The 25,187-nt window shown below is 72.8% G+C and carries 23 protein-coding genes; 10 read left to right on the top strand and 13 right to left on the bottom strand.

The window, feature by feature from the left end; all coding sequences use genetic code 11:
• The first annotated feature begins 14 nt into the window (after positions 1 to 14).
• Positions 15 to 560 (top strand): TetR/AcrR family transcriptional regulator, encoded by a 546-nt coding sequence (locus tag AB0J80_RS31580; protein ID WP_364712246.1) that lies wholly within the window; start codon positions 15 to 17, stop codon positions 558 to 560.
• Positions 560 to 1,225, top strand: a complete 666-nt coding sequence (locus tag AB0J80_RS31575) for a lysophospholipid acyltransferase family protein (protein WP_364712244.1) — start codon at positions 560 to 562, stop codon at positions 1,223 to 1,225. The genes AB0J80_RS31580 and AB0J80_RS31575 overlap by 1 nt, the downstream gene beginning before the upstream one ends.
• Here the strand turns inward: AB0J80_RS31575 and AB0J80_RS31570 are convergent.
• Positions 1,198 to 2,178, bottom strand: a complete 981-nt coding sequence (locus AB0J80_RS31570; RefSeq protein WP_364712242.1) for a TIGR03885 family FMN-dependent LLM class oxidoreductase — start codon at positions 2,176 to 2,178, stop codon at positions 1,198 to 1,200. The genes AB0J80_RS31575 and AB0J80_RS31570 overlap by 28 nt on opposite strands.
• 46 nt (positions 2,179 to 2,224) lie before the next feature.
• Between AB0J80_RS31570 and AB0J80_RS31565 the strand changes: the two genes are divergently transcribed.
• The gene (locus AB0J80_RS31565; protein ID WP_364712240.1) at positions 2,225 to 3,139 is read left to right on the top strand and encodes a nucleoside hydrolase; all 915 of its coding nucleotides are present in this window, start codon (positions 2,225 to 2,227) and stop codon (positions 3,137 to 3,139) included.
• Positions 3,140 to 3,146: 7 nt separating this feature from the next.
• Here the strand turns inward: AB0J80_RS31565 and AB0J80_RS31560 are convergent, their stop codons facing one another.
• Positions 3,147 to 3,788, bottom strand: coding sequence for a response regulator transcription factor (locus AB0J80_RS31560; protein ID WP_364712238.1), 642 nt, complete (start codon positions 3,786 to 3,788; stop codon positions 3,147 to 3,149).
• Positions 3,789 to 3,862: 74 nt separating this feature from the next.
• On the opposite strand from AB0J80_RS31560, the gene AB0J80_RS31555 reads away from it, so the two are divergent.
• The 3 genes from AB0J80_RS31555 to AB0J80_RS31545 are packed head-to-tail and all read left to right on the top strand — an operon-like array spanning position 3,863 to position 7,515.
• Positions 3,863 to 5,515: a GAF domain-containing sensor histidine kinase gene (locus tag AB0J80_RS31555; RefSeq protein ID WP_364712235.1), complete on the top strand. Its 1,653-nt coding sequence runs from the start codon at positions 3,863 to 3,865 to the stop codon at positions 5,513 to 5,515.
• 54 nt (positions 5,516 to 5,569) lie between these two features.
• Positions 5,570 to 6,568 (top strand): nitroreductase, encoded by a 999-nt coding sequence (locus AB0J80_RS31550; protein ID WP_364712234.1) that lies wholly within the window; start codon positions 5,570 to 5,572, stop codon positions 6,566 to 6,568.
• Positions 6,565 to 7,515, top strand: a complete 951-nt coding sequence (locus AB0J80_RS31545) for a nitroreductase (protein WP_364712231.1) — start codon at positions 6,565 to 6,567, stop codon at positions 7,513 to 7,515. Before AB0J80_RS31550 ends, AB0J80_RS31545 begins: the two co-directional genes overlap by 4 nt.
• Here AB0J80_RS31545 and AB0J80_RS31540 read toward each other — a convergent pair.
• Positions 7,512 to 7,997 (bottom strand): MarR family transcriptional regulator, encoded by a 486-nt coding sequence (locus AB0J80_RS31540; RefSeq protein ID WP_364712346.1) that lies wholly within the window; start codon positions 7,995 to 7,997, stop codon positions 7,512 to 7,514. The genes AB0J80_RS31545 and AB0J80_RS31540 overlap by 4 nt on opposite strands.
• Positions 7,998 to 8,056: 59 nt before the next feature.
• On the opposite strand from AB0J80_RS31540, the gene AB0J80_RS31535 reads away from it, so the two are divergent.
• The 3 genes from AB0J80_RS31535 (at position 8,057) to AB0J80_RS31525 (ending at position 12,890) form a co-directional block, all read left to right on the top strand.
• Entirely contained in the window at positions 8,057 to 10,093 is a 2,037-nt protein-coding gene (locus AB0J80_RS31535) for an MMPL family transporter (RefSeq protein WP_364712228.1), read from the top strand.
• 9 nt (positions 10,094 to 10,102) lie between these two features.
• Positions 10,103 to 11,086 carry a hypothetical protein gene (locus AB0J80_RS31530; RefSeq protein WP_364712225.1) on the top strand — a complete coding sequence of 328 codons (984 nt, stop codon included), beginning with the start codon at positions 10,103 to 10,105 and terminating at the stop codon, positions 11,084 to 11,086.
• A 313-nt stretch (positions 11,087 to 11,399) separates the two neighbouring features.
• Positions 11,400 to 12,890 (top strand): hypothetical protein, encoded by a 1,491-nt coding sequence (locus AB0J80_RS31525; protein WP_364712222.1) that lies wholly within the window; start codon positions 11,400 to 11,402, stop codon positions 12,888 to 12,890.
• 57 nt (positions 12,891 to 12,947) lie between these two features.
• Here AB0J80_RS31525 and AB0J80_RS31520 read toward each other — a convergent pair whose 3' ends face one another.
• A complete protein-coding gene (locus AB0J80_RS31520) occupies positions 12,948 to 15,161 on the bottom strand; it encodes an EAL domain-containing protein (protein ID WP_364712221.1) in 2,214 nt (737 codons plus the stop codon).
• Between the two features lie 343 nt (positions 15,162 to 15,504).
• On the opposite strand from AB0J80_RS31520, the gene AB0J80_RS31515 reads away from it, so the two are divergent.
• Positions 15,505 to 16,539, top strand: coding sequence for a winged helix-turn-helix domain-containing protein (locus tag AB0J80_RS31515; protein ID WP_364712218.1), 1,035 nt, complete (start codon positions 15,505 to 15,507; stop codon positions 16,537 to 16,539).
• A gap of 331 nt (positions 16,540 to 16,870) precedes the next feature.
• Here the strand turns inward: AB0J80_RS31515 and paaE are convergent, their stop codons facing one another.
• The 9 genes from paaE to paaN all read right to left on the bottom strand — a co-directional run bounded on the left by paaE (position 16,871) and on the right by paaN (position 25,134).
• A complete protein-coding gene (gene paaE, locus AB0J80_RS31510) occupies positions 16,871 to 17,929 on the bottom strand; it encodes a 1,2-phenylacetyl-CoA epoxidase subunit PaaE (RefSeq protein ID WP_364712215.1) in 1,059 nt (352 codons plus the stop codon).
• Positions 17,930 to 17,931: 2 nt separating this feature from the next.
• A complete protein-coding gene (gene paaD, locus AB0J80_RS31505) occupies positions 17,932 to 18,423 on the bottom strand; it encodes a 1,2-phenylacetyl-CoA epoxidase subunit PaaD (protein ID WP_364712343.1) in 492 nt (163 codons plus the stop codon).
• 98 nt (positions 18,424 to 18,521) lie between these two features.
• Positions 18,522 to 19,466, bottom strand: a complete 945-nt coding sequence (gene paaC / locus AB0J80_RS31500) for a 1,2-phenylacetyl-CoA epoxidase subunit PaaC (protein ID WP_364712212.1) — start codon at positions 19,464 to 19,466, stop codon at positions 18,522 to 18,524.
• A 10-nt stretch (positions 19,467 to 19,476) separates the two neighbouring features.
• Positions 19,477 to 19,773 carry a 1,2-phenylacetyl-CoA epoxidase subunit PaaB gene (gene paaB / locus AB0J80_RS31495; RefSeq protein ID WP_364712209.1) on the bottom strand — a complete coding sequence of 99 codons (297 nt, stop codon included), beginning with the start codon at positions 19,771 to 19,773 and terminating at the stop codon, positions 19,477 to 19,479.
• Positions 19,770 to 20,696 carry a 1,2-phenylacetyl-CoA epoxidase subunit PaaA gene (gene paaA, locus AB0J80_RS31490; RefSeq protein ID WP_364712206.1) on the bottom strand — a complete coding sequence of 309 codons (927 nt, stop codon included), beginning with the start codon at positions 20,694 to 20,696 and terminating at the stop codon, positions 19,770 to 19,772. The genes paaB and paaA overlap by 4 nt, the downstream gene beginning before the upstream one ends.
• Complete coding sequence (locus tag AB0J80_RS31485; protein ID WP_364712203.1) at positions 20,693 to 21,544, bottom strand: 3-hydroxyacyl-CoA dehydrogenase family protein; 852 nt, start codon at positions 21,542 to 21,544, stop codon at positions 20,693 to 20,695. The genes paaA and AB0J80_RS31485 overlap by 4 nt, the downstream gene beginning before the upstream one ends.
• Complete coding sequence (locus AB0J80_RS31480; RefSeq protein ID WP_364712200.1) at positions 21,541 to 22,275, bottom strand: enoyl-CoA hydratase/isomerase family protein; 735 nt, start codon at positions 22,273 to 22,275, stop codon at positions 21,541 to 21,543. The genes AB0J80_RS31485 and AB0J80_RS31480 overlap by 4 nt, the downstream gene beginning before the upstream one ends.
• On the bottom strand, positions 22,275 to 23,453 hold the full coding sequence (locus tag AB0J80_RS31475; protein WP_364712199.1) for a thiolase family protein: 1,179 nt from the start codon (positions 23,451 to 23,453) through the stop codon (positions 22,275 to 22,277). The genes AB0J80_RS31480 and AB0J80_RS31475 overlap by 1 nt, the downstream gene beginning before the upstream one ends.
• A complete protein-coding gene (gene paaN / locus AB0J80_RS31470) occupies positions 23,446 to 25,134 on the bottom strand; it encodes a phenylacetic acid degradation protein PaaN (protein ID WP_364712197.1) in 1,689 nt (562 codons plus the stop codon). The genes AB0J80_RS31475 and paaN overlap by 8 nt, the downstream gene beginning before the upstream one ends.
• Positions 25,135 to 25,187 lie beyond the last annotated feature (53 nt).

The following is a 25,187-nucleotide window of genomic DNA, read 5'->3' as shown; positions in this document are numbered from 1 at the left end:
GGTAGACACTGTCTATGTCCGAGGATCTGCGTGTCCGCCTGGTCGCCGCAGGAGTGGAACTGGTCGCCGAGCGTGGCACCGGCGCCCTGACGCTGCGGGAGATCGCCCGCCGCGCCGGTGTGTCGCACGGCGCACCGCGGCGTTGGTTCCCCACCCATCGAGACCTGCTCGCCGCCGTCGCGCGCGTGGGCTACGAGCGGTTCTCCGCGCAGGTCGCGGCGCTGGACCTCAGCGGGGAACCGCGCGACGGCCTGCTCGTCCTCGGCCGGCTCTACCTGCACTTCGCGCGTACGGAACGCGGCATGTTCGAGCTGATGTTCCGCCACGAGCTGCTCAGCGGCAACCGGGAGGGACTGCGCGAGGCGAGCAAGCCGCTCTTCTCGGTGCTCGCCGGCCTCTTCGGCGCCGACCGCCCCGGTGCGCTCGCCACGGCCGGCGCCTTCTGGGCCAACCTGCACGGCATCGCGCAGCTCTCCCTCTGGGGCAGCCTGGAGGTGGTCGGGACCGACGATGCCGACGCCCTGCTGCGCACGGCCGTCGACGCGTACCTGGAGTCCTGATGCTGATGCCCCGCCTCGCCCGCGCCGTCCTCGTGCCGCTGTCGCGGGTCATGTTCCGTCCGGTGGTCGAGGGCCTCGACCACCTCCCCCGCGAAGGCGCGGTGATCCTCGCCGCGAACCACCTGTCCTTCCTGGACAGCTTCCTCATCCCGCTGATGACGCCGCGCCCGGTCGCGTTCCTGGCCAAGGCCGAGTACTTCACCGGTACGGGCCTGCGAGGCCGGCTGAGCCGCACCATCCTCACCGCCGTGGACGCCATCCCCGTGCCACGCGGCACCCACCGGGCGGCGCAGGAGTCGCTGGAGACTGCCCTGACCGTCCTCAAGGACGGCCGCGCGTTCGGCATCCATCCGGAGGGCAGCCGGTCGCGTGACGGCCGGCTCTACCGCGGACGGACCGGGGTGGCGTGGCTGGCCCTGGCATCGGGCGCGCCGGTGGTCCCGGTGGCCGTGATCGGCACCGACCGGGTGCAGCCGGTCGGCAAGCGGCTGCCGCGGCCCGGCAGGGTGACCGTCCGGTTCGGCGAGCCGCTGCGCTTCGGCCCGCCGGCCGGCAGCGCGGCGCGGGCCCGCCGGGAGGCGACCGACCAGATCATGGATGCCATCGCCGCGCTGTCCGGCCAGGAGCGGGCGCAGGCCTACAACGAGCTCTCCGGTACGCCCTGACGCAGCGCGGGCAGCACCTTCGCGCCGAACGTCTCCACGAACGGCAGCAGGTCCTGGCCGACATGGTGCAGGTAGATCCGGTCGAAGCCGAGCGCCGCATAGCCGCGCAGCCACTCGATGTGGCGGTCCAGGTCGGCGGAGACGTTCACCACCTTGCGCACCTGGTCGAGAGTGACGTGCTCGGACACCACGTCGAAGTGCTCCGCGAGCTCCAGGTCCCAGCAGACCGGCGGCGCGAAGACGTTGCTGCGCCACTGGTCGTACGCGATCTCCTCGGCCTCCTTCTCGGTCGCCGCCCAGCTGAGATGGACCTGCAGGCAGACCGGCCCGCGCCCGCCGGCGTCCCGGTACGCGCGGATCATCGCGCGCAGGTGCTCCTCGGGCGCGTTGACGGTGACCAGCCCGTCGGCCCAGCCCGCGCACCACGCGGCGGTCTCGGTGCTGACGGCGGCACCGATCAGCGGCGGGGGCGTCTCGGGCCGGGTCCACAACCGGGCCCGGTCCACCGTGACCAGCCCGTCGCGGCTCACCTCCTCGCCGGCCAGCAGGTCGCGGATGACGTCGACGCACTCCCGCAGCCGGGCGTTGCGCACCTCCTTGCGAGGCCAGGGATCGCCGGTGATGTGCTCGTTGCTGTACTCGCCGGTGCCCAGCGCGGCCCAGAACCGGCCCGGGAACATCGAGCCCAGCGTCGCGACCGCCTGGGCGATGATCGCCGGGTGGTACCGCTGGCCGGGCGCGTTGACCACGCCGAAGGAGAGGTTCGTCGCCTGCAGCGCGGCGCCGAGCCACGACCAGGCGAAGGCGGACTGCCCCTGGCGTTCACTCCACGGCGAGAAGTGGTCGGAGCACATGGCGGCGTCGAAGCCGGCCCGCTCCGCGGCGACGACAGCTTCGAGCAGGCCGGCGGGCGGGATCTGCTCGTGGGAACAGTGGATGCCGTAGTCCGTCATGGGCGGGTACCTACCCCCGCAGGCCCCCTGCCCTAACGTTGCCCCCATGACCGACCCCGTCTACCTCGACTGCGACACCGGCGTCGACGACGCCCTGGCGCTCCCCCTGCTGCTCCGCACCGTCGACCTTCTCGGGGTCGGCACGGTCAGCGGCAACATCGGCGCCGGCCAGGCCGCCCGCAACACCCTGGACCTGCTGGCCCTGGCCGGGCGCGGGGACGTACCCGTCGCGGAAGGGGCCCGGCACCCGATCGACGGAATCTTCGCCGGCGGCGCGGAGCGGGTGCACGGCGGCAACGGCATCGGCGGTGTCGTCCTGCCGCGCGCCGGGACCGACCCGGTCCCGGTCACCGCCGCGGATCTGCTGATCACCCTCGCCCGCGCACGCCCGGGCACGCTGCGGGTGCTCGCCACCGGGCCGCTGACCAACCTGGCCGTCGCACTGCGCCGCGAGCCGCGCCTGCCGCAGCTGATCCGCGACGTGACGGTCATGGGCGGGGCGGTCCGGGTGCCGGGCAACGTGACCGGCCACGGCGAGGCGAACATCGCCGGCGACCCGGAGGCCGCGGCGGAGGTCCTGGCGGCGGGCTGGCCGGTGACGCTGGTGCCGCTCGACGTCACGATGCAGCACCGCTTCGCCCTCGCGGACCAGGAGGCGTTGCGGGCGCACGGCACGCCGCTCGGGACCGCCCTGGCGGAGATGCTGACCGCCTACTTCGACCACTACGAGCGGGTGCTGGGCGAACGGCGGGTGCCGCTGCACGACCCGCTGGCCGCGGCGGTGCTGGTTGGTGCGGTGACCCCCGCCGACGCCCCGATGCTGGGCCTGCGCGTCGACGCGAGCGCCCTGCGCGGCCAGGTGACCGAGGACCCGGCGGCGCAGCAGCGGACCCGGGTCGTCCTGTCGCTCACCGAACCGGCCGCGCCCGTCCTGCGCAGGCTGATCCTCGCGGGAGCCTGACGCCCCGTCAGCGGGGGTGGTCGCCGAGCAGCTTGGTGGCGAGCACGGCCGCCTGCGTACGGCGCTCCAGCCCCAGCTTGGCCAGCAGGCTCGACACGTAGTTCTTCACCGTCTTCTCCGCCAGGAACATGCGCCCCGCGATCTCGCGGTTGGTCAGCCCCTCCGCCACGAACTCCAGGATCCGCCGCTCCTGGTCGGTCAGCGACGCCAGCTCGCGGGGCTGCTCCACCCCGTGCCGGATCCGCTCCAGCACGCGCTGCGTCACGGCCGGGTCCAGCAGCGACTGCCCGGCCGCCACCCGGCGCACGGCGTCCACCAGGTCGGTGCCGCGGATCTGCTTAAGCACGTAGCCGGAGGCGCCGGCCATGATCGCCGCGAACAGCGCCTCGTCGTCCTCGTACGAGGTGAGGATCAGCCCCTTGATCGACGAGTCGACGGCACGCACGTCCCGGCACACGTCGATGCCGTTGCCGTCGGGCAGCCGTGCGTCGAGCACCGCCACGTCGGGCCGCAGCGCGGGGATCCGCCGCGCCGCCTCCTGCGCCGAACCCGAGTCACCCACCACCTCGATGTCCCCGGCGGCGTGCAGCAGGTCGGCGAGGCCCCGGCGGACCACCTCGTGGTCGTCGAGCAGGAAGACACGGATCATGTCTCCTTCCTACCCGGCGACGGCCCGCCCACAAAGGGTCCAAGGTCCCGTGTCCCGCTCGATACGATCGGGCCATGAACGAGCCGCCCTCGCTCGGGTTGACCCCCCTGTCGCGCGTCCGCCTCGACGAGCTGCTGCAGGAGATGCTCGACCGGGTCGGCGAGGTCGTCACCAGCCGGGAACGGCTGCGCGCCCTGCTCGACGCGGTCGTCGGCATCAGCACCGACCTCGACCTGCGCAGCACGCTGCAACGCATCGTCGAAGCGGCGTGCGCCCTCGTGGGCGCCCGCTACGGCGCTCTCGGCGTGCTCGGGCCCGACCGCCGGCAGCTGTCCGACTTCATCACGCACGGCATCGACCCCGCCGCCCACGCCCGGATCGGCGACCTGCCGCACGGCCGGGGCGTCCTCGGGCTGCTCATCACCGACCCCCATCCGGTACGCCTGCCCGACATCACCCGGCACCCCCGCTCGTACGGGTTCCCGCCGCACCACCCGCCGATGCACAGCTTCCTCGGCGTGCCGGTGCGCACCCGGGACCAGATCTTCGGCAACCTGTACCTGGCCGAGAAGCAGGGCGCCGCCGAGTTCACCGACGACGACGAGGAGATCGTGGTCGCGCTCGCCGCGGCCGCCGGCGTGGCCATCGACAACGCCCGCCTCTTCGCGCTCGCGCAGCGCCGCGAACGCTGGCTCTCCGCCGCCGCCGAGATCACGTCCGTGCTGCTCGGGACCGTACGCCGGCAGGAGGCGCTGCAGCTCATCGCCCGCCGCGCCCGGGAGATCGCCGAGGCGGACCTGGTGCTGGTGCTGCTCGGCGAGCCGGACGGCGCCCGCTACACCATCGAGGTCGCCGACGGGGCGGACGCGATGGTCGGCAAGGTGCTCGCCGTCGACGTCGACGCGCTCACGGACGGGGCCGTGCTCGGGGACGTGGCCGACTGGCCCGGCCCGGTGCCGGACGGCCCGGCTATGGCCGCGCCGCTGGCCGGCACCGACCTGCCGCAGGGCGTCCTGATCGTCGCCGGGGCCGCGGTCGGCGGTGACGACGACGCGGCGCTGCTGTCGAGCTTCTCCGGGCAGGCCACGCTGGCCCTCGAGCGCGCCCGCGCGCAGGAGGAGCGCGAGCAGCTGGTGGTGCTCGAGGACCGCGAGCGCATCGCCCGCGACCTGCACGACGTCGTGATCCAGCGGCTCTTCGCCACCGGCATGCAGCTGCAGGGCGTGGCGCCGCACGCCCTGCGCCCGGAGGCCGCCAAGCGGATCAACGCCGCGGTCGACGACCTCGACGCCACCATCCGCGACATCCGCCGGTCGATCTTCGAGCTGCGGGCGCCGGTCGGGCCGTCGCTGCGGGCCGAGCTGCGGGACGCGGTCGAGGCGGCGTCGGACGCGCTCGGGTTCCGGCCTTCGCTGGACGTGTCCGGCCCGGTCGACAGCGCGGTGCCCGACGACGTGGTGCCGGAGCTGCTGGCCGTGCTGCGCGAGGCGCTGTCCAACGTCGCGCGGCACGCCCGCGCTTCCGCCGTACGCGTCTCCGTGCGCGCCGCCGACGGCGAGGTGGTGATCCGCGTCGAGGACGACGGTGTCGGCACCGACCCGGCCGCGGCCCGCGGCGGCCTGGTCAACATGGGCGAGAGGGCACGTGACCTGGGCGGGAACTTCGAGGTAGGCCCGGGCGCCGGCGGCGGCACGGTGGTGACCTGGCGCGTGCCGTTGGGGACCTGAGGTCGGGACCTTAGGCCCTGACCGGCCCGGGGCCGCAGGCGGGACCGTGGTGGGGTGACCGACCTGGAGGTTCCCACCGTGACCACCCCGTCCGCAGTTCTCGAAGCGGCCGCCCGCGCGTCGCTGCACGCCCCCTCGGTGTTCAACACCCAGCCGTGGCGGTGGCGGATCAACGGCGACACGATGACCTTGCACGCCGACCGCTCCCGCGCCCTCACGGCGACGGACCCGGACGGCCGCCTGCTGCTGCTCAGCTGCGGCGGCGCGCTGCACCACGCCCGGGTGTCCCTCGCCGCGGCGGGGCACGCGGCGACGGTCGAGCGTTTCTGCGACCCCGGTGACCCCGAGCTGCTCGCCCGGATCACCCTCACCGGTGAGCAGCCCGTCGACCCGGCGGCGGCCCGGCTCGCGGCCGCCATCACCCGGCGTCGCACCGACCGGCGCGCGTACGGCGACGAGCCCGTCACCGACGCGCAGCTCACCGCGTTCCGCCGGCTCGTCGAAGCCGAGGACGCATACCTGCACGTCGTGCGCCGCGACCAGATGCCCATGCTGGCGATCTCGGCCGAACTGGCCGGTGACGCCGAGCGGCTCGACCCGGCGTACCGCCAGGAGCTGCAGCGCTGGACCAACCGGCCGGAGGGTTCCGGCGACGGCGTTCCCCCCGGGACCGCGGTACGGCCGGCGCCGCGCCGGGTCCCCGTACGGGACTACATGCCCGACGGCGAGGCGGGACTCGCGGCCGGCAGCGGCTACGACGCCGGTGCCGCGTACGTGATCGTCTTCGGCCTCACCGACCGGCCCGCCGACGTTCTGCGCGGCGGCGAGGCGATGTCGGCGCTGCTGCTGGCCGCGACCGCGGACGGCCTGGCGACGTCGCCGCTGAGTGACGCGGTGGAGGTCGAGTGGCCCCGGCACCTGCTGCGCGGGCTGCTCGCCGGCATCGGCGAGCCCTACCTGGCCGTCCGGCTCGGCCACCCGGAGACCGCGACGCCGCTGCCCGCCGCACCCCGGCGCCGGCCGTCCGACGTCATCGAGATAGTCCGGCCATGAACGGCTACACCGGCGACGACCTGCGCACCGCGGCGGCGGCCGCCGTACGCGCGCCCTCCCTGCACAACTCCCAGCCGTGGCGCTTCCGGCTGAACGACGGCGCGATCGAGGTGCTCGCGGACCGTTCCCGGCAGCTCACCGTCGCCGACTCGACCGGCTGGGCGGTGCGCATCGCCTGCGGTGCCGCGACGTTCAACGCCCGGCTGGCCCTGGCGGTGGCCGGGCGGCCGGCGGAGGTGCTGCTGCGCCCGCACGGCGACCTGGTCGCCCGGCTCACCCCGGCCACGCCGCGGCCCGCGACGTACGCCGAGGCCGACCTGGCGGCGGCCATCCCCCACCGCTTCAGCAACCGGCGCCCGTTCTGGCCGGACGCGGTGCCCTCGGAGCTGCGCGTACGGCTGATCGAGGCGGCGCAGGCCGAGGCGGCGTGGCTCGACCTGCTCGTGGGCGGCACGGCGCTGACAGCGTTCGGTGAGCTGGCGCGGAGCGCCGACCGGGTGCTGCGCCGGGACCCGCTGTACCAGGCGGAGTTCTTCGCGTGGGCGCACGCCGACGCCGCGCGGGACGGCGTACCGGTGACCGCCGGCGCGCCGGCCCCGGAGCCGCAGGATCTGCTGCCGCAGCGGCCGTACTCCGAGCGCCGTCGCGCCGCGGGCCGCGACTACGAGCCCGAGCCGTTGCTGGCGGTCCTGGGCACCGCCACCGACCGGCCGGTGGACCAGGTCGCGGCGGGGCAGGCGCTGCAGCGGGTGCTGCTGACCGCCACCGATGCCGGCCTGGCGACGTCGATGATCTCCCAGCCCATCGAGGTGCCCGCCGCCCGCGAGCAGCTGCGCCGGTCCCTGCGCCGCACGGGGGTGCCGCAGATCGCGCTGCGGGTCGGCTTCGGTCAGGCGGGGCGGGTCACGCCCCGGCGACCGCTCGACGACGTCATCGGGGAGGGCTAGCCGCCCACCACCTCGCGGTGGTGGGCGGACAGGGCCTCGTTCATGCCGGCCAGGAAGCGGTGCACGGTCGCCAGCTCGGCGTCGCCGAACCCGGCCATGACCTCGTCCGTACGCTGCCCGAGCGGGCCGAAGAACGCCATCGCGAGCGCCATGCCGGGCTCGCCGTAGCGCAGGTGAACCACCCGCCGGTCCGCGCTCTCGCGGCTGCGCCGCAGATGCCCGGCGCGTTCCAGCCGGTCGATGGCGGCCGTGGTGGCGCCGGAGGAGAGTCCGATCTCCTCGCCCAGCCGTCCGGGCGTCAGCGGGTCGCCGCGCCCCTCCGCGTGCATCACGGCGATGAGGGCCTGCAGGTCGGTGGGATGCAGCCCGTGCCGCTGCGCGAACGCGTGTCCCACGTGCTGCGCCTCCACGCTGTACGACCGCAGCAGAGTGACGATCTCCTGTCGGAGCTGATCCCGGTGCACGCGCCCAGTGTTGCAGATCCCCGTACGGTGACGGAGAATCTCGATGGTCGAGATACTTTGCGGTAGAGGGGTTCGTCGTGCTGCGCACACTCACCGGGCGGCTCACCGCCTGGCTCGTCCTGCTGGTCGCCGTGCTGGCCGCCGCGGCGGTGATCGGTGGCGCCGGAGACGTCCGCACGTCCAACGACCCGACCGCCACGCTGCCCGGCGGCGCCGAGTCGACCCGGGTGGCCGCCCTGCAACGCGAGCTGCCGTCCGGGCAGAGCAACCCGGCCCTCGTCGTGTACAGCCGCGGTGGCGCGCCCCTGACGGACGCCGACACCCGGAAGATCACCGCGGATGCCGGTTCGTTGCAGGCCTCGTCGCCACCGGTGTTCTCCCAGAAGCGGGACGCGGCGCTGATCGCCGTACCGTTGCCGGCCGACCTGCCCGCCGACGACCTGATCGCCCGGGTCGACGGCCTGCGGCAGACGGCCGCGGCCGGCCTGCCCGGCGGTCTCACCGCGCAGGTGACCGGCGGGGCCGGATTCGCCGCCGACATCGCCGACAGCTTCACCGGCGCCAACACCAACCTGCTGCTCGTGACGGTGGTGGTGGTCGCCGTCCTGCTGCTCGTCACCTACCGCAGCCCGGTGCTGTGGCTCGTGCCGCTGGCCGTCGTCGGGCTGGCCGACCAGGTCGCCGGCGGGCTCCTCGCAGTCCTGTCGCGGCACACCGGGCTGACGATCGGCGACTCCACCGTGGGCATCGTGACCGTCCTGGTGTTCGGCGCCGGCACCGACTACGCGCTGCTGCTCATCTCGCGCTACCGGGAGGAGCTGCACCGGCACGAGGACCGCCGGGAGGCGATGCGGCGGTCGCTACGCGGCGCCGGACCGGCCATCGCGGCGAGCGCGGTGACGGTGATCCTCAGCCTGCTCACCCTGACACTTGCCAGCCTGCGAGACACCGTGGCGCTCGGCGTCACCGCGGCGCTGGGCATCGGCGTGGCCGCACTGTTCGCTCTGGTGGTGCTGCCGCCGGCGCTCGTGGTGTGCGGTCGCGGACTCTTCTGGCCGTTCATCCCCCGCGTCGGCACCACCATGTCCCACGGCCTCTGGTCCCGCGTCGGCACCGCGGTCGCCCGGCGCCCGGGCCTGGTCACCGTGCTGTCCATCGTGGTCCTCGGCGCCCTGTCGGCCGGCATCGCCGGCACCAGCCTGGGCCTGTCCCAGACCGAGCAGTTCCGGGTCGAGGCCGAGTCCGTGGACGGCCTGGAGACGCTCAGCCGCTCGTTCCCCGCCGGCGCGGCGGACCCGGTCGTCGTCCTCACCGGCCCCGGCCGCGAGCAGGACGTTCTGGCGGCCGTCGGCGCCACCCCGGGGGTGGCCCAGTCCCGCATCGCCGAGCGGACCCCGGCGGTGGTCCGGATCGACGCACTGCTCACGGCCGCGCCGGGGACACCCGAAAGCTACGAGTCCATCCGTACGCTGCGCAGCATTCCCGACGCCCTCGTCGGCGGCACCGTCGCGATCGACCTCGACGGCCGCGACGCGTCCCGCCGCGACCTCACGGTCATCGTCCCGGTGATCCTGCTGGTGGTGCTGGTCGTGCTCGTCGTGCTGCTGCGCGCCCTGGTCGCGGGCTTGATCCTGATCGCCACGGTCATCGCGAGCTTCGCGGCGGCGCTCGGCGCGGGCTCCCTCTTCTTTCCCGACGGCCTCGACAACCAGGTGCCGCTGTTCGCCTTCCTGTTCCTGGTCGCACTCGGCGTGGACTACAACATCTTCCTGGTCACCCGCGCCCGCGAGGAAGCCGCCCACCGCGGCACTCGCGACGGCATGATCCACGCCCTGGCGGCGACGGGCGCCGTGATCACCAGTGCGGGCATTCTGCTCGCGGCGGTGTTCGCGGTGCTCGGGGTCCTGCCGATCATCACGCTCACCCAGATCGGCGTCATCGTGGGGCTCGGCGTCCTGCTCGACACGCTGCTCGTGCGTACCGTCCTGGTGCCGGCACTGGCGACCCTGCTCGGCGACCGCTTCTGGTGGCCCGCCCGCCCCTGCGCCCCGGGTCGTGATCATGAACACGTCCGGCCGTCGCCGGGGCAGCAACGAGAGGCGCTGCCCCAGTAGGGTGCCGCCGTGCATCCGTCGCCGTTCTCGCCCTGGCCCTTTCTCATCGGAGTGGCGGCCGTGGTCACCGGCGGCCTCGGACTGCTGCTGACCGCGACGGCCGCCGCGCTGGTCTGTGTGATCACCTGGACCGGGCACACCACCGACCCGCACGGCCGCGCGATGATGCCCGCCCTGCTCACCGTGGTCAGCCTGCTCGGCTTCGCGGCCCTCCTCGTCGCGGTGGCCCCGTTGGCCAGGGGGCTCGACCGGGGCCGGTCCGCAGGCGCCTGGATGGCCGGGGTCCTGGTGCCCTGGGTGCTGTTCACGGGGTTCTTCTTCGCAGTGGTCTCCTTCTTCGACGAGTTCGACGAAGCGGCGCGCAAACCGGCATTGCTCGGCTTCGGCAGCGCCGTGGTCCTCGCGCCGCTTCTCGTGACCGGAGCCGTACTGCTCGGCATCCGCCCGGGTCGCAGATGGCTGGCCCACCGCATCCTGTCCGCCGGACCGGCCGAGGCCGGCCCCGGGGTGCCGGAGCCGCTGCTGAGGGCTCGCCGGCGGTATTCGACCGCCGTGCTGCTGAGCGTGATCGGCACCGCCGGATCGATCGGCTTCCTGCCGCTGTCGGCGCTGGGCGACGACCCGCTCCTCGGGGCGACGCTGGCCATCACGGCAGGCGCGGCGCTCCTCCTCATCGTCGGACCCCTGATCCTTGCCCGCGCCGGCGCGACCCGCGCCCTGGCGGGCCGGGCGCGCGGAGCCACGGTCGCCCGCTTCTTCAGTGCGGGGCCGCTGTTCTTCCTGCAGCTCGTCGCGCTGCTGGTGGTCCTCGCAGGCGGAGTCGGGCTCGTCGCTTCCGAGGCCCAGGTCGCTGCGGCCGTCCTGCCGCCCGTCCCCCAGCTGGCGATCGGCATCGCGCTGGCAGCCGTCCTGGTGGCGGCGGAGGTCTTCCTGCTCGCCGGCCTGGCGGCGCTCTCGGACCCGCACAGCGACCGCCATCTCGCCTTCTCGTAAAAAATCCGGCCGGAGATTGAACCCTCCGGCATCATCCGTTCGGCCGATGTCTCCGGTTCTGGGACGCCCACATATTTCTTCTTTAATTCGTCCCTAAGAATGCCTGAAAAATATGGCGGCAATTGGCTTTCCGATGCCCGCGACCTTAGCGTCTGGGGGCCAGCTCAGAAGGGGGCCGGAAACGGCGTCGGCAGACATGCGAATGGTTGCTGACGATGAGCGCGAGACTACAGAAGAGGTATCACCTATGCGGAGGTCGTCTTACCGCCGGGCCGCTACCCGCCGGGGCCCCGACCGTCGTGTCATCGCCGCGGTGGCAGTCCTCGTCGCGTTCGGTGGTGTCATCGGCATCACCCAGATCTCGAACGCCGACGAGAACAAGGTCGCGGCCTGTGCGCCCGCCGCCGGAGCCACGGCGCCGGCAGGATCCAAGGGGGCGACCGACCCCAGGGTCGGCACCTACACCGACAAGGACGGCGACCTGCAGCACAAGGGCGACGGCCAGCTCGCCAAGGGTGAGCGAGCCGGCGCGCCCGAGCCGGCCGGCGAGTGCAAGGACGGCAACACCGTCAAGAAGACCGTCAACAACCTCGAGATCACCACCGACACCTGCGAGGACAGCAGGCTCACCCCGCACGACGGCTTCCAGAACGGCAACCGCTGCGTCTCGACCGAGTTCGGCGAGGTCGGCGAGGCGTCGAAGAACCCGACGCTGCTCATCACCGAGTCGCCCCGCCAGGTCCGCGTCGGCGAACCCTTCACGCTCAAGGTCAGCACCCGCAACCTGGTCCGCGACCGTTTCCTGGCGGCCGGCCAGGGCGGCTACTACGTGGAGAGCTCGGTCCTCACCTCAGAAGGCCTGGTACGCGGCCACTTCCACACCGCCTGCCGGATGCTGCAGAGCACCTCGGAGGCGGTCGACCCGGCGCCGGTGCCGGCGTTCTTCGTGGCCACCGAGGACAAGAAGGGCGGCGCACAGCCGGACACCGTGACGATCCAGGTGCCGGGGATGCCGCAGGCGGGCATCGCCCAGTGCGCGTCGTGGGCCGGTGACGGTTCGCACCGGGTCCCGATGATGCAGCGCGCCAACCAGACCCCGGCCATCGACGCGGTCCGCGTCATCGTGGAGGGCGGCGGCGACCAGGGCGGCGACAACGGCGGCGGCGACAACAACGGCGGCGGCCAGGACCAGCCCACGCCTCCTCCTGCCGACAACGGTGGCGACAACAACGGCGACAACAACGGCGACAACAACGGCGGCGGCCAGGGCGACGGTCAGGACCAGCCCACGCCTCCCCCGGCCGACAACGGCGACAACAACAACGGCGACAACAACGGCGACAACGACAACGGCGGCGACAACGGCGGCGCCACGCCCGGCGCTCCGACCACGCCCAAGACCGAGACGGGCACCACCCCGCCGAAGGCCCCGACCGTCACCATCCCGCCGAAGGACGACGAGGACGAGCCCACCAAGGCCCCGAAGCCGGCGAAGACGACGACGGCTCCGGCCGACGACGACGAATCCGACTCGGACAACCGTCCGGCGCAGAACGTCAAGAACAACGCTCCGAAGCCGAGCAAGTCCTCGCAGGCGGCGGCGAAGAGCGACGACGACACCGGCGAACCGGACCAGCCTGCGGCGGCGGACACGACCGGAACCACCGAGGTCGAGGCGTCCGGCTCGAACAAGCTCGCCCTCACCGGGGCGAACGTGATGACGGTCGGCCTCGGCGGCGCGGTACTGATCCTCGCCGGCCTGCTCGCCCTCAGCGCGACACGCAAGCGCCGCTCAGAGGACTGAACCACCGCATGGACGAAACGGTCCGGGTCGCCGATGGGCGCCCGGACCGTTCGCGGTTCAGCGGACCGCCGCCACCGCCGTCTGCCGGGCGAGCATCGCACTCACCGACGCCGGATCGCCCGGCCGCCCGAACAGATAGCCCTGCCCCTGGTCACAGCCGATCCGCCGGAGCATCTCCCACTGCCCGTCCGTCTCGATCCCCTCGGCCACCGTCTGCAACCGCAGCGCCTGCCCGAGGCCGACCACGGCGTCCACCAGCGCCACGTCGTCCGCGTCGGTGTCGACCTGCTCCACGAACGTACGGTCGATCTTGATGATGTCGACGGGCAGCTGCTTGAGATAGTTGAGCGAGCTGTAACCCGTACCGAAGTCGTCGATGGCGAGACGCACGCCGAGGCGCCGCAGCGCGCCGAGGGTCTCGATGGCCGCGCCCACGTCCTCCATCAGCATCGACTCGGTGATCTCGAGGGTGAGCGAACCCGCCGGGATCCCCGCGTCGGCCAGGGCGGCGGCCACGTCGTCCACCAGGCCCTCGTACTGGAACTGCCGGGCCGAAAGGTTGACGTTCATCTTGAGGTCGGCCGCCGCCGGCGTCTCGCGGCGCCAGCGCGCCAGCTGCGCGCACGCCTGCCGCAGAACCCACCGGCCGAGCGGCACGATCAGGCCGTTCTTCTCGGCGTTCGCGATGAACTGGTACGGCCCCAGCAGACCCCGCTCCGGGTGCTGCCACCGCACCAGCGCCTCGACCCCGGTGAGCTGCTGGGTGTGCATGTCGACGACGGGCTGGTAGAGCACGAGGAACTGGTTCTCGGCCAGCCCCCGTTCCATGTCGACGCGCTGCTGCGCCTCCTCCAGCACCGACCGCGACATCGACGGGTCGAACAGCGCGTACGCGTTGCGGCCGGCGCGCTTGGCCGCGTACATGGCCAGGTCGGCGTCGCGCAGCAGCTGCTGGCCAGGGCGGTCGCCGCGCGCGATGCCGATGCTCAGCGAGCAGGTGACCTCCCGGCTGCCGAGCCGGATCGGCTCCCGTCCGGCCCGCAGCAGCCGCTCGGCGAGCCCGACCGCGGACGCCTCGTCGATGTCCTCGAGCAGCACCGCGAACTCGTCGCCGCCGAGCCGCGCGAGAGTGTCCCCGGGCCGCATCTCGCGGCGCAGCCGGGCGGCCAGCGCGACCAGCAGCTCGTCGCCGAGATTGTGCCCCAGGTCGTCGTTCACCAGCTTGAAGTCGTCGAGGTCGAGCAGCAGGACGGCGACGTCGGTGCCGCGGCGGTGCGCCACCGCCTGCTCGAGCCGGTCGCGGAACAGCGCCCGGTTCGGCAGCCCGGTGAGGGAGTCGGTGAACGCCTGGCGGGTCAGCTGCTCCTCGAGGGCACGCCGCGTACCGATGTCACGCAGGCTGATGACCGCCGAGCGCAGGTCCGGATCGTCAACCCGGTTCGTCCCGATGACATCGAGATAGACCCACGACCCGTCAGCAGCCCGCATCCGCACCTCGGTGCGCGACGTGTGCCCGGCGGGCGCGGCGAAAAGCGCGTGCAGCCACGCCTCGGCGCCCGGGATCTCGTCCGGATGGATGAGCTCGCCGAGCATCGGCCCGGTGAGCTCACCCGGCGCCAGCCCGAGAATCGAGCGCACGGAGCTGCTCGCGTACCGGACGGTGTTGTGCACGTCGATGGCGAACACAGCGTCCGACGAAGCCTCCAGCAGCAACTCGGTGCGCCGCTCGGACGAACGCCGCCGCGCATCGAGCCGCCGCCGGCTCTGCGCGTTGACCGCGCAGACGGCGGCCACGCTGGCCATGATCGCGGTGAAGAACGCCATCGCGAAAACATTGACTTCGGTACGCAGGGGAAGCAGCACCAGATACCCAGCGGTCGAGGCAGCACCCAGCCCCACGACCACTCGAGGCCCGTACAGCTCCGCGGCGGTCACCAGCACCAGCGCGACGCACGGCAGATAGGCCATCGGCCCCTCATGGTCGATGACCCCGAACAACCACACCACGGGCAGCTCGGCCACCCACCACAGCACCAGCCACCGTCGCGTCCGGGCGCTGCACACGTAACGCCGCCAAGGCAGCACAAGGGCCGCGGCCTGCACGACGGTGGCGACGAGCAACGGCAGCATGAACCACCGCGCCTGCGCCGGCCAAAAGACCGCCACGCGGATGCTGCCCAGCAGCGTCACACCTGCGGCAATGAACGCCCCGATGCGTATCTGGCGCGCCCAGTAGTCCGCGGTGTGGTCGTCGATGTCGACCGGTTGCACGCCGGTCACCATCGGCGGTTGCGGCCCGGTTGTGAGAGTTTCGGCACGCCGGGCATGGGCGGGTGTTCACGTCGTCGCTGGTCGCGCCGGGCAGCCGGCCGCTTCGGTTCCCGAACGGTTGTTCACTCCCGGCGCAGTCCCATCACCCAGGTTGCGCCCCGGCCGCGACCACGCTGATCGGCGGCAGCTGCGGAGAGCTCGGGGAAAGTCCGGGAACGGGCCGGCCGGGCCGCAGGCGTACCCCCGTTGCGCCTGCGTCCCCTGGCCGGCCCGTGCGGTGCTTTGACCGTACCGTCGGATTCGTGATGGCTGGAAACCGTTCGACCGTGGTCGAATGGTCCCCATGATCCGGCTCGAGTTCGGCCCGGCGGACCTGGCGGGCGTCCGGTTCGCGCACTCGCCGATGGCCGAGGTCGTGGCCAGCGGCGCCGCCCTCGGCCGGCCCGACAAGTTCTGGATGTACGAGCCCTGGCGCCGCCAGATCCAGCCGGCGCTCGCCCGCAGCAGCCTCACCACCTTCATGTACCTGGTGGTGCGACGCCCGCACAGCTACGTGCCCGACTTCCTGACGCCGGTCCTCCCGGTGACGCGGCCCCGCCTGCGCGACGAGCTCGCGGTCGTGGCCGACACACCGCTGGACCGGGTGGCGGCGGAAGTCCGTCACACGTGGGAGGGGACGTCGCCACCGCCGGAGATCGACCGCTTCGCCAAGGACCCGGCCGGAGCACTGGCCGTACTCGTCCGGGAGATCCGCCACTACTTCGAGCTCGCCGTGGCCCCCTACTGGTCACGCCTGCGAGCGGCGGCCGAGGCGGAGATCGCCCACCGCGCCCGGGAAGCGGCAGAACGCGGCCCCCGCTCCCTCGTGGAGACGCTTCATCCGAGCCTGACCTGGGACGAGACCCAGCTGACCATCCACTCGGGCCGAGCAAAGCACGACGAGTACACCCTCGACGGCCACACGCTGGCCCTCATGCCGGCCGGATTCGCAGGCCCGAAGGTCTTCACGCTGACCGACTCCGCCCAAGGCCGAGCGCTGTGGTACCCCCCACGCGGCTACGGGGCGTTGTGGGCGTTTCCGCAGGCCACCCCGGCGGTGCCCGACCGGTGGCACCCAGCCGAGTCCTCCCCGACGGTCCCGCCCGCACCGTCGCCGTTGTCCGCGTTGCTGGGGCCGACACGGGCGGCGGTGCTGACGCTGCTCGCCCTGCCGCACAGCACGGGCGAGGTGGCCGATGCGCTGGGCGTGTCCCCGGCCACGGCATCCCATCACCTGACGACGCTGCGGGATGCGGGGCTGATCGCGGGAGAGCGGGTGGGGCGACGGCTGCGCTACCTCCGGACGGATCTCGGCGACCAGCTCGGGGGCGCGGCCTGAGCTGGGCGGTTGAAGTATGGGCATGGCCGCGAGCGCCATCACCCCGAGTGCCATCGCCGCGAGCGCCACCGCCGCGAGCCCCACCACCGCAAGCCCCACCACCGCAAGCCTCACCACCGCAAGCCCCACCACCGCAAGCCCCATCGCCGGGCAGCACGGCTGCAGGCGCCGCTGCCCCCGGGGGCGCAGTCGCGGCAGCACAACGCCGGGCTGCACGCACGACGAGCCACGCCACCGCACGCGCCACGACTCGCCGCGCCGGGCACGGCCCGACCCGGCCCACCGCGGACGCCCTGACCTGCCAGTCGGAGGCTGCGTTCGGCGGGACGGCTCAGTCGTCGAAGTCGACGATCACCTTGGGCGACACCGGGACCGACTGGCACGTCAGCACGAAGCCCGCCGCGACCTCTGCCGGCTCCAGCGCGAAGTTTCGCCGCATCCGCACCTCTCCCTCGACCACCCTTGCCCGGCAAGTGCCGCACACGCCGCCCTTGCAGGCGAACGGCAGGTCGGGGCGGGAGCGTTGTGCCCCCTCGAGGATGGTCTGCTCCTCGAGCACCGCCGCGGTCGTCGACCGGCCGTCGAGGACCACGGTGACGTCGCTGCTCGGGCCGGACGGTTCGCGCTCCTCGCGCAGCGGCTCCGGTGGGGCCTCGTCCACCCAGAACAACTCGCGATGGATCCGCTCGGGCGCGATTCCGTACTCGCCCAGCACCTCGGTCGCATCGGTGACCATGCCGAACGGCCCGCACAGCCACCAGTGGTCCACGGCCGGCACGTCGATCAGCAGGGGAAGCAGTTCGCGGAGCTTGCCGGCGTCGAGCCGCCCGGTCAGCAGCTCGACCTCGCGGGCTTCGCGGGAGAGCAGGTGCACCAGTTCGAGCCTGGAGGGGTACGTGTCCTTGAGGTCCGCGAGCTCCTCGGCGAACATGACGGTCTCCGCCCGGCGATTGCCGTACAGGATGCTGATCTCGGCCCCGGGCCGCTGCAGTAGCGACGCAGCGATGGACAGCACCGGCGTGATCCCCGAGCCGGCGGCGATCAGCACGTGCCGCCCGCCCGCCTCGAGATCGGGCGTGAACGTTCCTGTCGGCGGCGCCACCTCGACCTCGTCACCGGCGCGCACCTCGCGCACGAGCCAGGAGGACACCGCGCCGCCGGGGACCTCACGCACCCCGATCCGCGGCCGACCGCCGACGGGCGCGCAGATCGAATAGGTGCGGCGCTCGTCCACGCCCTCGGCCGTACGCCGTACCGTCAGCGACTGTCCCGGCCGGAAGGCGTATCGATCGGCGAGTTCCGCGGGCACGTCGAAGGTGACGGCGACCGCGTCCTCGCACAGCCGCTCGACGGCCGCGACCCGCAGCGGATGGAACTCCCGCACCACCACGGTCAGATCTCCTTCACGTGCTCGAACGGCTCCCGGCAGGCGGGGCACCGCCGCAGGGCACGGCAGGCGGTGGCGCTGAAGGCGGCGATCTCCTCGGTGCCGGGGTGCCCGCACCGCGGACAAGGCACCGACCGCCGCGCCGCCCCGAGCGTCAATGGCACCGGTCCCGCGGCCCGACGCGGCGCCGGCCCCGGCGGTGAGATGCCGGCGGCGGCTAGCTTCTCCCGGCCGGCGTCGGTGATCCAGTCGGTGGTCCAGGCGGGGGTCAACACGGTACGCACGTCGACGCGCGCATACCCGGCCTCGTGCAGCGCGGCGGTGATGTCGTCCCGGATGGTCTGCATGGCAGGGCATCCGGAATAGGTCGGGGTGATCGTGACGATGACGCCCTGCTCGGTCTCGTCGACGTGCCGCAGGATGCCGAGGTCCGCCACGGTGAGCAGCGGCAGCTCAGGATCGGTGACGCGAGCCGCGACGTCACGAGCGCAGACCACCGCGCCGGCACCGCGAGCGCCGGCCACCCCGCCAGTGCCGCGAGCGCTTGCGGACGCGCCGGAGTCAGCGGCCGAGGTCATGGCGGCGAGGGTGCGGGTCACCAGACACCTCCGGGAACCGAGCGAGCGACCCCCTGCAGCTCAGCCAGAATCTCCCCCATCGCCGGGGTATGCACCCCGTGACGCCCGCCCGCTGCCGGTTCCGCCGATGCCGCGCCCGTCCCGCCTGCCGCCTGATTCTCGCCCGACGCAGCCTCCGGCTCTGGGCCGCGCGGCGCGCAAAGGGGGCCGGGTCGTAGTGTCGCGGCCTCGATCACCTGCGCCCACACGGCGTCGAACTCCTCACGGAGGCTCGACGGATCGACCGCGATCCCGGCCTCGGCCAGTCGCGTTTCCGTCGCGTGGGCCGCGAAGAGTTCGTCGAGCAGCGGCAGCAGCGCGTCCATCGCCGCCTGCATGCGTTCGTGGGAGTGGTCGGTGCCGTCACCGAGGCGGACGACCCATTGGGCCGCGTAGTCGCGGTGGTAGGTCACCTCCTTGACGCCCTTCGCCGCGATCGCCGCGAGGACCGGGTCCGCCGATCCGGTGAGGCGGTCGAGCAGCGCGAGGCGCCACGTCGCGAAGACGAGGAGGCGGGCGACCAGGTGGGCGAAGTCGGTGTCCGCGCGCTCGGTCAGCTGGACGTTGCGGAAGCTCTGTTCGTCGCGCAGGTAGGCCAGCGTGTCCTCGTCGCCGGCGCCGCGGACCTCGGCGGCGCGGCTGAGCAGGAGCCGGGCCTGGCCGAGCAGGTCAAGGCCTATGTTGGCGATCGCCAGCTCGTCCTCCAGCTCCGGCGAGCGCGTGATCCACTGCTGCAGCCGGTGGGACATGACGAGGGCGTCGTCGCCGAGCATCAGGCAGTAGTCGGCCAGGTCGTCGCGGTCCACATCCGAGGGCACGGCCGTGTCTACCCCGGCGAGCGGGTCCGTGAACCCGGTGCCGTACGCCCACCGCGCATCGTCGTCGTGATCGGTCAGTGCCTCGTAGGCGGCGTCGAAGGACATACGGATCCCCTCAGATGTGCGGTACGGAGTCGGGGATCGCGTAGTACGTCGGGTGGCGGTACATCTTGTCGCCGCTCGGCGCGAAGAACGCCTCCTTGTCGCCGGGGCTGGAGGCCACGACGTCGTCGGAGCGCACCACCCAGATGCTCACGCCCTCATTGCGCCGGGTGTAGAGGTCACGCGCGTGGTGCAGGGCCATCTGGTGGTCCGCGGCGCGCAGCGAGCCGACGTGGACGTGGTTGAGCCCGCGCTTGGCCCGGACGAACACCTCGAACAACGGCCACTCGTGCTTGATCTCGTCGCTCATGCCTGCACTCCCGCTCTCTTCGCCGCGTGCGCCGCGGCCGCCTCCCGCACCCAGGCGCCGTCCTCGTCGGCCTTGCGCCGGTGGGCGATCCGCTGGGCGTTGCAGGGCCCGTCCCCGGAGATCACCCGCTTGAGCTCGCTCCAGTCGGGGGTGCCGAAGTCGTAGTGACCGCGTTCGGCGTTCCAGGCGAGCTCCGGGTCGGGAAGCGTGACGCCGAGCGCCTCGGCCTGGGGCACTGTCATGTCGACGAAGCGCTGCCGCAGCTCGTCGTTGCTGTGCCGTTTGATCTTCCAGGCCATCGACTGCGCCGAGTTGGGCGACTGGTCGTCGGGCGGCCCGAACATCATCAGGGACGGCCACCACCATCGGTTCACCGCGTCCTGCACCATCTCCTGCTGAGCCGGCGTGCCGCGCATCATCGTCATCAGCAGCTCGTAGCCCTGCCGCTGGTGGAAGGACTCCTCCTTGCAGATACGGATCATGGCCCGGCCGTACGGCCCGTACGAGCTGCGGCACAGCGGGACCTGGTTGCAGATCGCCGCGCCGTCGACGAGCCACCCGATGACGCCGACGTCCGCGAAGGACAGCGTCGGATAGTTGAAGATGGACGAGTATTTCTGCCGGCCCTCGATGAGCCGGCGGGTGAGGTCACCCCGGTCGGCGCCGAGCGTCTCGGCGGCCGAGTAGAGGTACAGCCCGTGCCCCGCCTCGTCCTGGACCTTGGCCAGCAGGATCGCCTTGCGGCGCAGCGACGGCGCCCGGGTGATCCACTCGCCCTCGGGCTGCATGCCGATGATCTCGGAGTGCGCGTGCTGGGCGATCTGCCGGATCATCGTCTTGCGGTAACCGTCCGGCATCCAGTCGCGCGGCTCGACCCGCTGGTCCTTCTCGATGGTCTCGGCGAAGGCCTGTTCGCCGCTCATGACGCCTCCCAGGTGTAGAAACCCTGCCCGCTCTTGCGGCCCAGCTCGCCACGGGCGACCTTCTCCCGCAGCAGCCGCGGCGGCGCGAACCGTTCGCCGAGCTCCCGGTGCAGGTGCTCGGCGATGGCGAGGCGCACGTCGAGGCCGACCAGGTCGGTGGAGCGCAGCGGGCCCATCGGATGGCGGTAGCCGAGCTCCATCGCGCGGTCGATCGACGCCGCGTCGGCCACCCCCTCCTCGAGCATGCGGATCGCCTCCAGGCCGAGCAGCACGCCCAGGCGGCTGGTGGCGAAACCGGGCGAGTCGCGGACGACCACGGCGGTCTTGCCGAGGTCGGCGGCCCACGAGGCCGCGGCGTCGCGTACGGCATCGGCGGTCTGCGGGCCCACGACGATCTCGACGAGGCTGCTGGCCGGCACCGGGTTGAAGAAATGCATGCCGACGAACCGCTCGGGCCGACGCAAACCTTCGGCGAGCCCGGCGATCGACAGCGAGCTGGTATTGGTGGCGAGAACCGTCCCGTCGCCGACAGCGTTCTCGGCCGCCGCCAGCACCCGCATCTTGAGCGGCGCATCCTCGGGTACTGCCTCGACGACGAGCCCGGCGTCGACCTGGAGCTCCCCGGACAGTTCGACGCGGTCCAGGACCGCCGTGGGGTCTTCCGCGAGCTTGCCGCGCTCGGCAGCGCGCTGCAGTCCGGTGGTGATCCGTTCGCGCGCGGCTGCCGCGGCGGCCTGGTCCTGCTCGACCACGGTCACGACGGCACCGGCCGCGGCGAAGACCTGCGCGATGCCGGCTCCCATGCGGCCGCCGCCGATGACGCCGACCCGCTTCGGCACGCCGCTCATCGGCGTTCTCCCGCCAGGAAGGCGTCCATCCGGGACCGTTTGTCGTCGGCCTCGAAGAGAATCGCCTGCGCCAGGTCGTCGGTGACGGGGTGACCGCCCGGCGCGTCGGCGACCAGCTTCGTGAGCCGCAGCGCGAGCGCGCCGGAACGGGCCATCCGGTCGAGCAGGGCGTGCGCCCGCTTGAGCAGCTCACCGGCGGGAACCACCTCGGCGACCAGGCCCAGCCGACAGGCGTCGTCGGCGCCGAGGCGGCGCCCGGCGAGCAGCACCTGCTTGGCCACGGACGCGCCCACCAGGTCGCGCAGCCGCCAACAGGCTCCGGCGGCGGCGAGAATGCCGAGCCCTGGTTCCGGGTTGCCGAACACCGCGGTCGGCGACGCGATCCGCAGGTCGCAGGCGTACGCGAGCTCGGCGCCGCCGCCCAGGGCGTACCCGTCGACCGCCGCGACGGTGGGCAGCGGCAGGCGGGCGATCCGGTCGAAGAGCCGGCTGTTGATCCCCTGCAGCGCCTGGTCGCGGCCGCGTTCGCGCAGCTCGGCGATGTCCGCGCCGGCGGCGAAGGTGCCACCGTCGCCGGTCAGCAGCAGAAGCCGCGGCTGCGCCTCGAGCATGCCGCACACCTCGTGCAGCTCTCGAACCATGGGCGCGTTGATCGCGTTGCGGAACTCCGGTCGGCGCAGCGTCACGACGACCCGGTCGTCGAGCTCCTCCACGTGCAGCGTGCCGGCCATCAGACGCGCTCCACCAGCATGGACACGCCCTGCCCGACGCCGACACAGAGGGTGGCGAGACCGCGCCGGGCGTCCTCGCGCTCCATGCGGCCGAGCAGCGTCACGGTCAGCCGTGCACCCGAGCAGCCGAGCGGGTGTCCCAGGGCGATCGCGCCACCGTCGGCGTTGACCCGCTCCTCGTCGAGCTTGAGCCGGCGGATGACCGCGAGCGACTGCGCGGCGAAGGCCTCGTTGAGCTCGACCGCGTCCAGGTCGCCGGCGCTCCACCCGGCGCGGGCCAGCGCCTTCTCGGTGGCGGGGACCGGTCCGACGCCCATGATGTGCGGGGCGACGCCCGCGCTGGCCGAGACGACGATGCGGGCGCGCGGCGTCAGGCCGTACCGTTCGACGGCCTCCCCGCTGGCGACGACGATCGCAGCGGCGCCGTCGGACAGCGGCGAGGACGAGCCGGCGGTCACCAGACCGTCCTTGCGGAAGACCGGCTTGAGCGCGCCGAGGCGCTCCAGCGTGCTGCCGCGGCGCGGGCCCTCGTCGCGGGTGACCTCGCCGTCCTTGACCGCCACGGGCACGATCTCGGCGTCGAAGCGGCCCGCGTCGATCGCGGCGATCGCCCGCTCGTGGCTGCGCAGCGCGAAGGCATCGCTGTCCTCGCGGGTGATGCCGTCGAGGGCGGCAACCTCTTCCGCGGTCTCGCCCATCGACAGCGTCTGCCGCGCGTCGAACCTCGGGTTGGTGAAGCGCCAGCCGAGCGAACTGTCGACGACCTCGCCGGGCCGGGCCCAGGGGGTGCCGGGCTTCGCCATGATCCACGGTGCCCGCGTCATCGACTCGACGCCACCGGCGACGACGACGTCGGCCTCCCCGCTGCGAATGGCGCGCGAGGCGGAGACGATCGCGGTGAGACCGCTGGCGCAGAGCCGGTTGACCGTGTAGCCGGGCACCGTCTCGGGTAGTCCCGCGAGCAGCGCGGCCATCCGGGCGACGTTGCGGTTGTCCTCACCTGCCTGGTTGGCGGCGCCGAGGATCACCTCGTCGATCGCCGCCGCGTCCACACCGGCGCGGCGGACGGCCTCGCCGACGACGAGCGCCGCCAGGTCGTCCGGGCGCACGCCGGCCAGCGCGCCCCCGTACTTGCCCTGAGGAGTGCGGACGCCGCCGACCAGGAAGGCCTCAGGCATTGCTCGCCTCGCTGACGTGGTGGCGCGACTGCAGGGTGAAGAAGCGCCCGGTCACGAACGCGGCGTCGCTGAGCGACGCGGTAGCCGCCGGGTTCGCTGCGGTGCCGTGCAGGTCGCTGAACGCGGCGGTCTGGTTGACGAAGACACCGCCGGTGAGGTTCTGCGACAGGTGGACCCCGGCGTCGAGGGCGGCCTCCCGGGCGGCGGCGAGGACATCGCCGGAGGTCGAGTACACCGAGGCGGTGAGGGCGCCGTGGTGGCGCACGGTCTCGGTGAACAGCCGCAGGCTGTGCTCGGTGGACTCGGTCGTGATCACGAAGGAGATCGGCCCGAACCACTCCCGGGTGTACGCCTTCTCGTCGGCCGCATCCAGGCGGGCGATCACCGGCGTGCGCATCGTCGCGTCGGGGAACTGCTCATCGGCCACCTCGGCGGAGGCGTGCACGACGCTCGGCAGCGAGCTCGCCTCGGCGAGGCGGGCGAGGACGCCGTCGTTGACGATGGCGCCGAGCGTGCCGGCCGCGCGCTTGGGATCCCCGAGCAGCTTGTCGACCGCGGCACCGAGGTCGGCGGCGAACTCGTCCGGTGTCCGGTGACCGGCGTCGGTCTCGATGCCGCCCGCAGGCACGAGCAGGTTCTGCGGGGTGGTGCACATCTGGCCGCTGTAGAGCGACAGCGAGAAGGCGAGATTGCGCAGCATGCCCTTGTAGTCGTCGGTGGAGTCGACGACGACCGTGTTCAGGCCGGCCTTCTCGGTGTAGACGGCCGCCTGGCGTGCATTGGCCTCCAGCCAGTTGCCGAACTCGCTGGAACCGGTGAAGTCGACGATCCGCACGTCGGGGTGGGTGGCCAGGGTCGCGGCGATGCCGTCGCCGCGCTCCTCGACGGCGAGGGAGACCACATTCGGGTCCTGCCCGGCCTCGGCGAGCACCTCGCGGGCGATCTGCACGGTGATGGCGAGCGGCAGCACGGCGCCCGGGTGCGGCTTCACGATAACGGGGTTACCGGTGACGAGGCTGGCGAAAAGACCCGGATAGCCGTTCCAGGTGGGGAAGGTGTTGCAGCCGATGACGAGGGCGACGCCTCGTCCGACGACGGTGCTGGTCTTCTCCAGACGTAGCGGGTCGCCGCCGCGCTGGGGCTTGCTCCAGGTGGCGGTGGCGGGAATCCGGGTCGACTCGGTGAGGGCGACCGCAACCGCCTCGAGCCCCCGGTCCTGCGCGTGGGCGCCGCCGGCCTGGAAGGCCATGACGAAGGCCTGGCCCGTCGTGTGCTGCACCGCGTGCGCCATCTCGAAGATGCGCGCGTTGACGCGCTTGAGGATCTCGGCGGCGATGCCGGCGCGGCCCTGCGGCCCGACGGCCCGCCAGCCCGGGACGGCGGCGCGCGCGGCGGCGATCAGGTCGCCGGGGTCGGCCTTGGGATAGCGGATGCCCAGCTCGATCCCGTACGGCGAGCGCTCGGTCGAGATCGCGGTGGTGGCGCCGGGCACCTCGATCGGGAAGTCCTTGCCGAGCAGCGCCCGGAACGCCTGCTCACCCGCGGCGGCGGCGTCCTCGCCGTAGACGGACTTGCTCGGCGATTCGGGGTAGGCGGACCAGTGATCACGCGCACCGGCGGCCTCGATCGCCTTGTCGAGCAGCTCACGGTGCGTCTCGTAGAACTCGGCGGGGGTTGTCACCGGCGCTCCTTTGCGGTTGGGTGTGCATAATATTTACCGTCCATTCGGTCGGT

Origin of the sequence: Actinoplanes sp. NPDC049548 (assembly GCF_040676695.1) — a bacterium.
In the GTDB taxonomy this organism is placed as follows: Bacteria; Actinomycetota; Actinomycetes; order Mycobacteriales; family Micromonosporaceae; genus Actinoplanes.
This window is presented reverse-complemented; position numbering and strand designations above follow the sequence as displayed.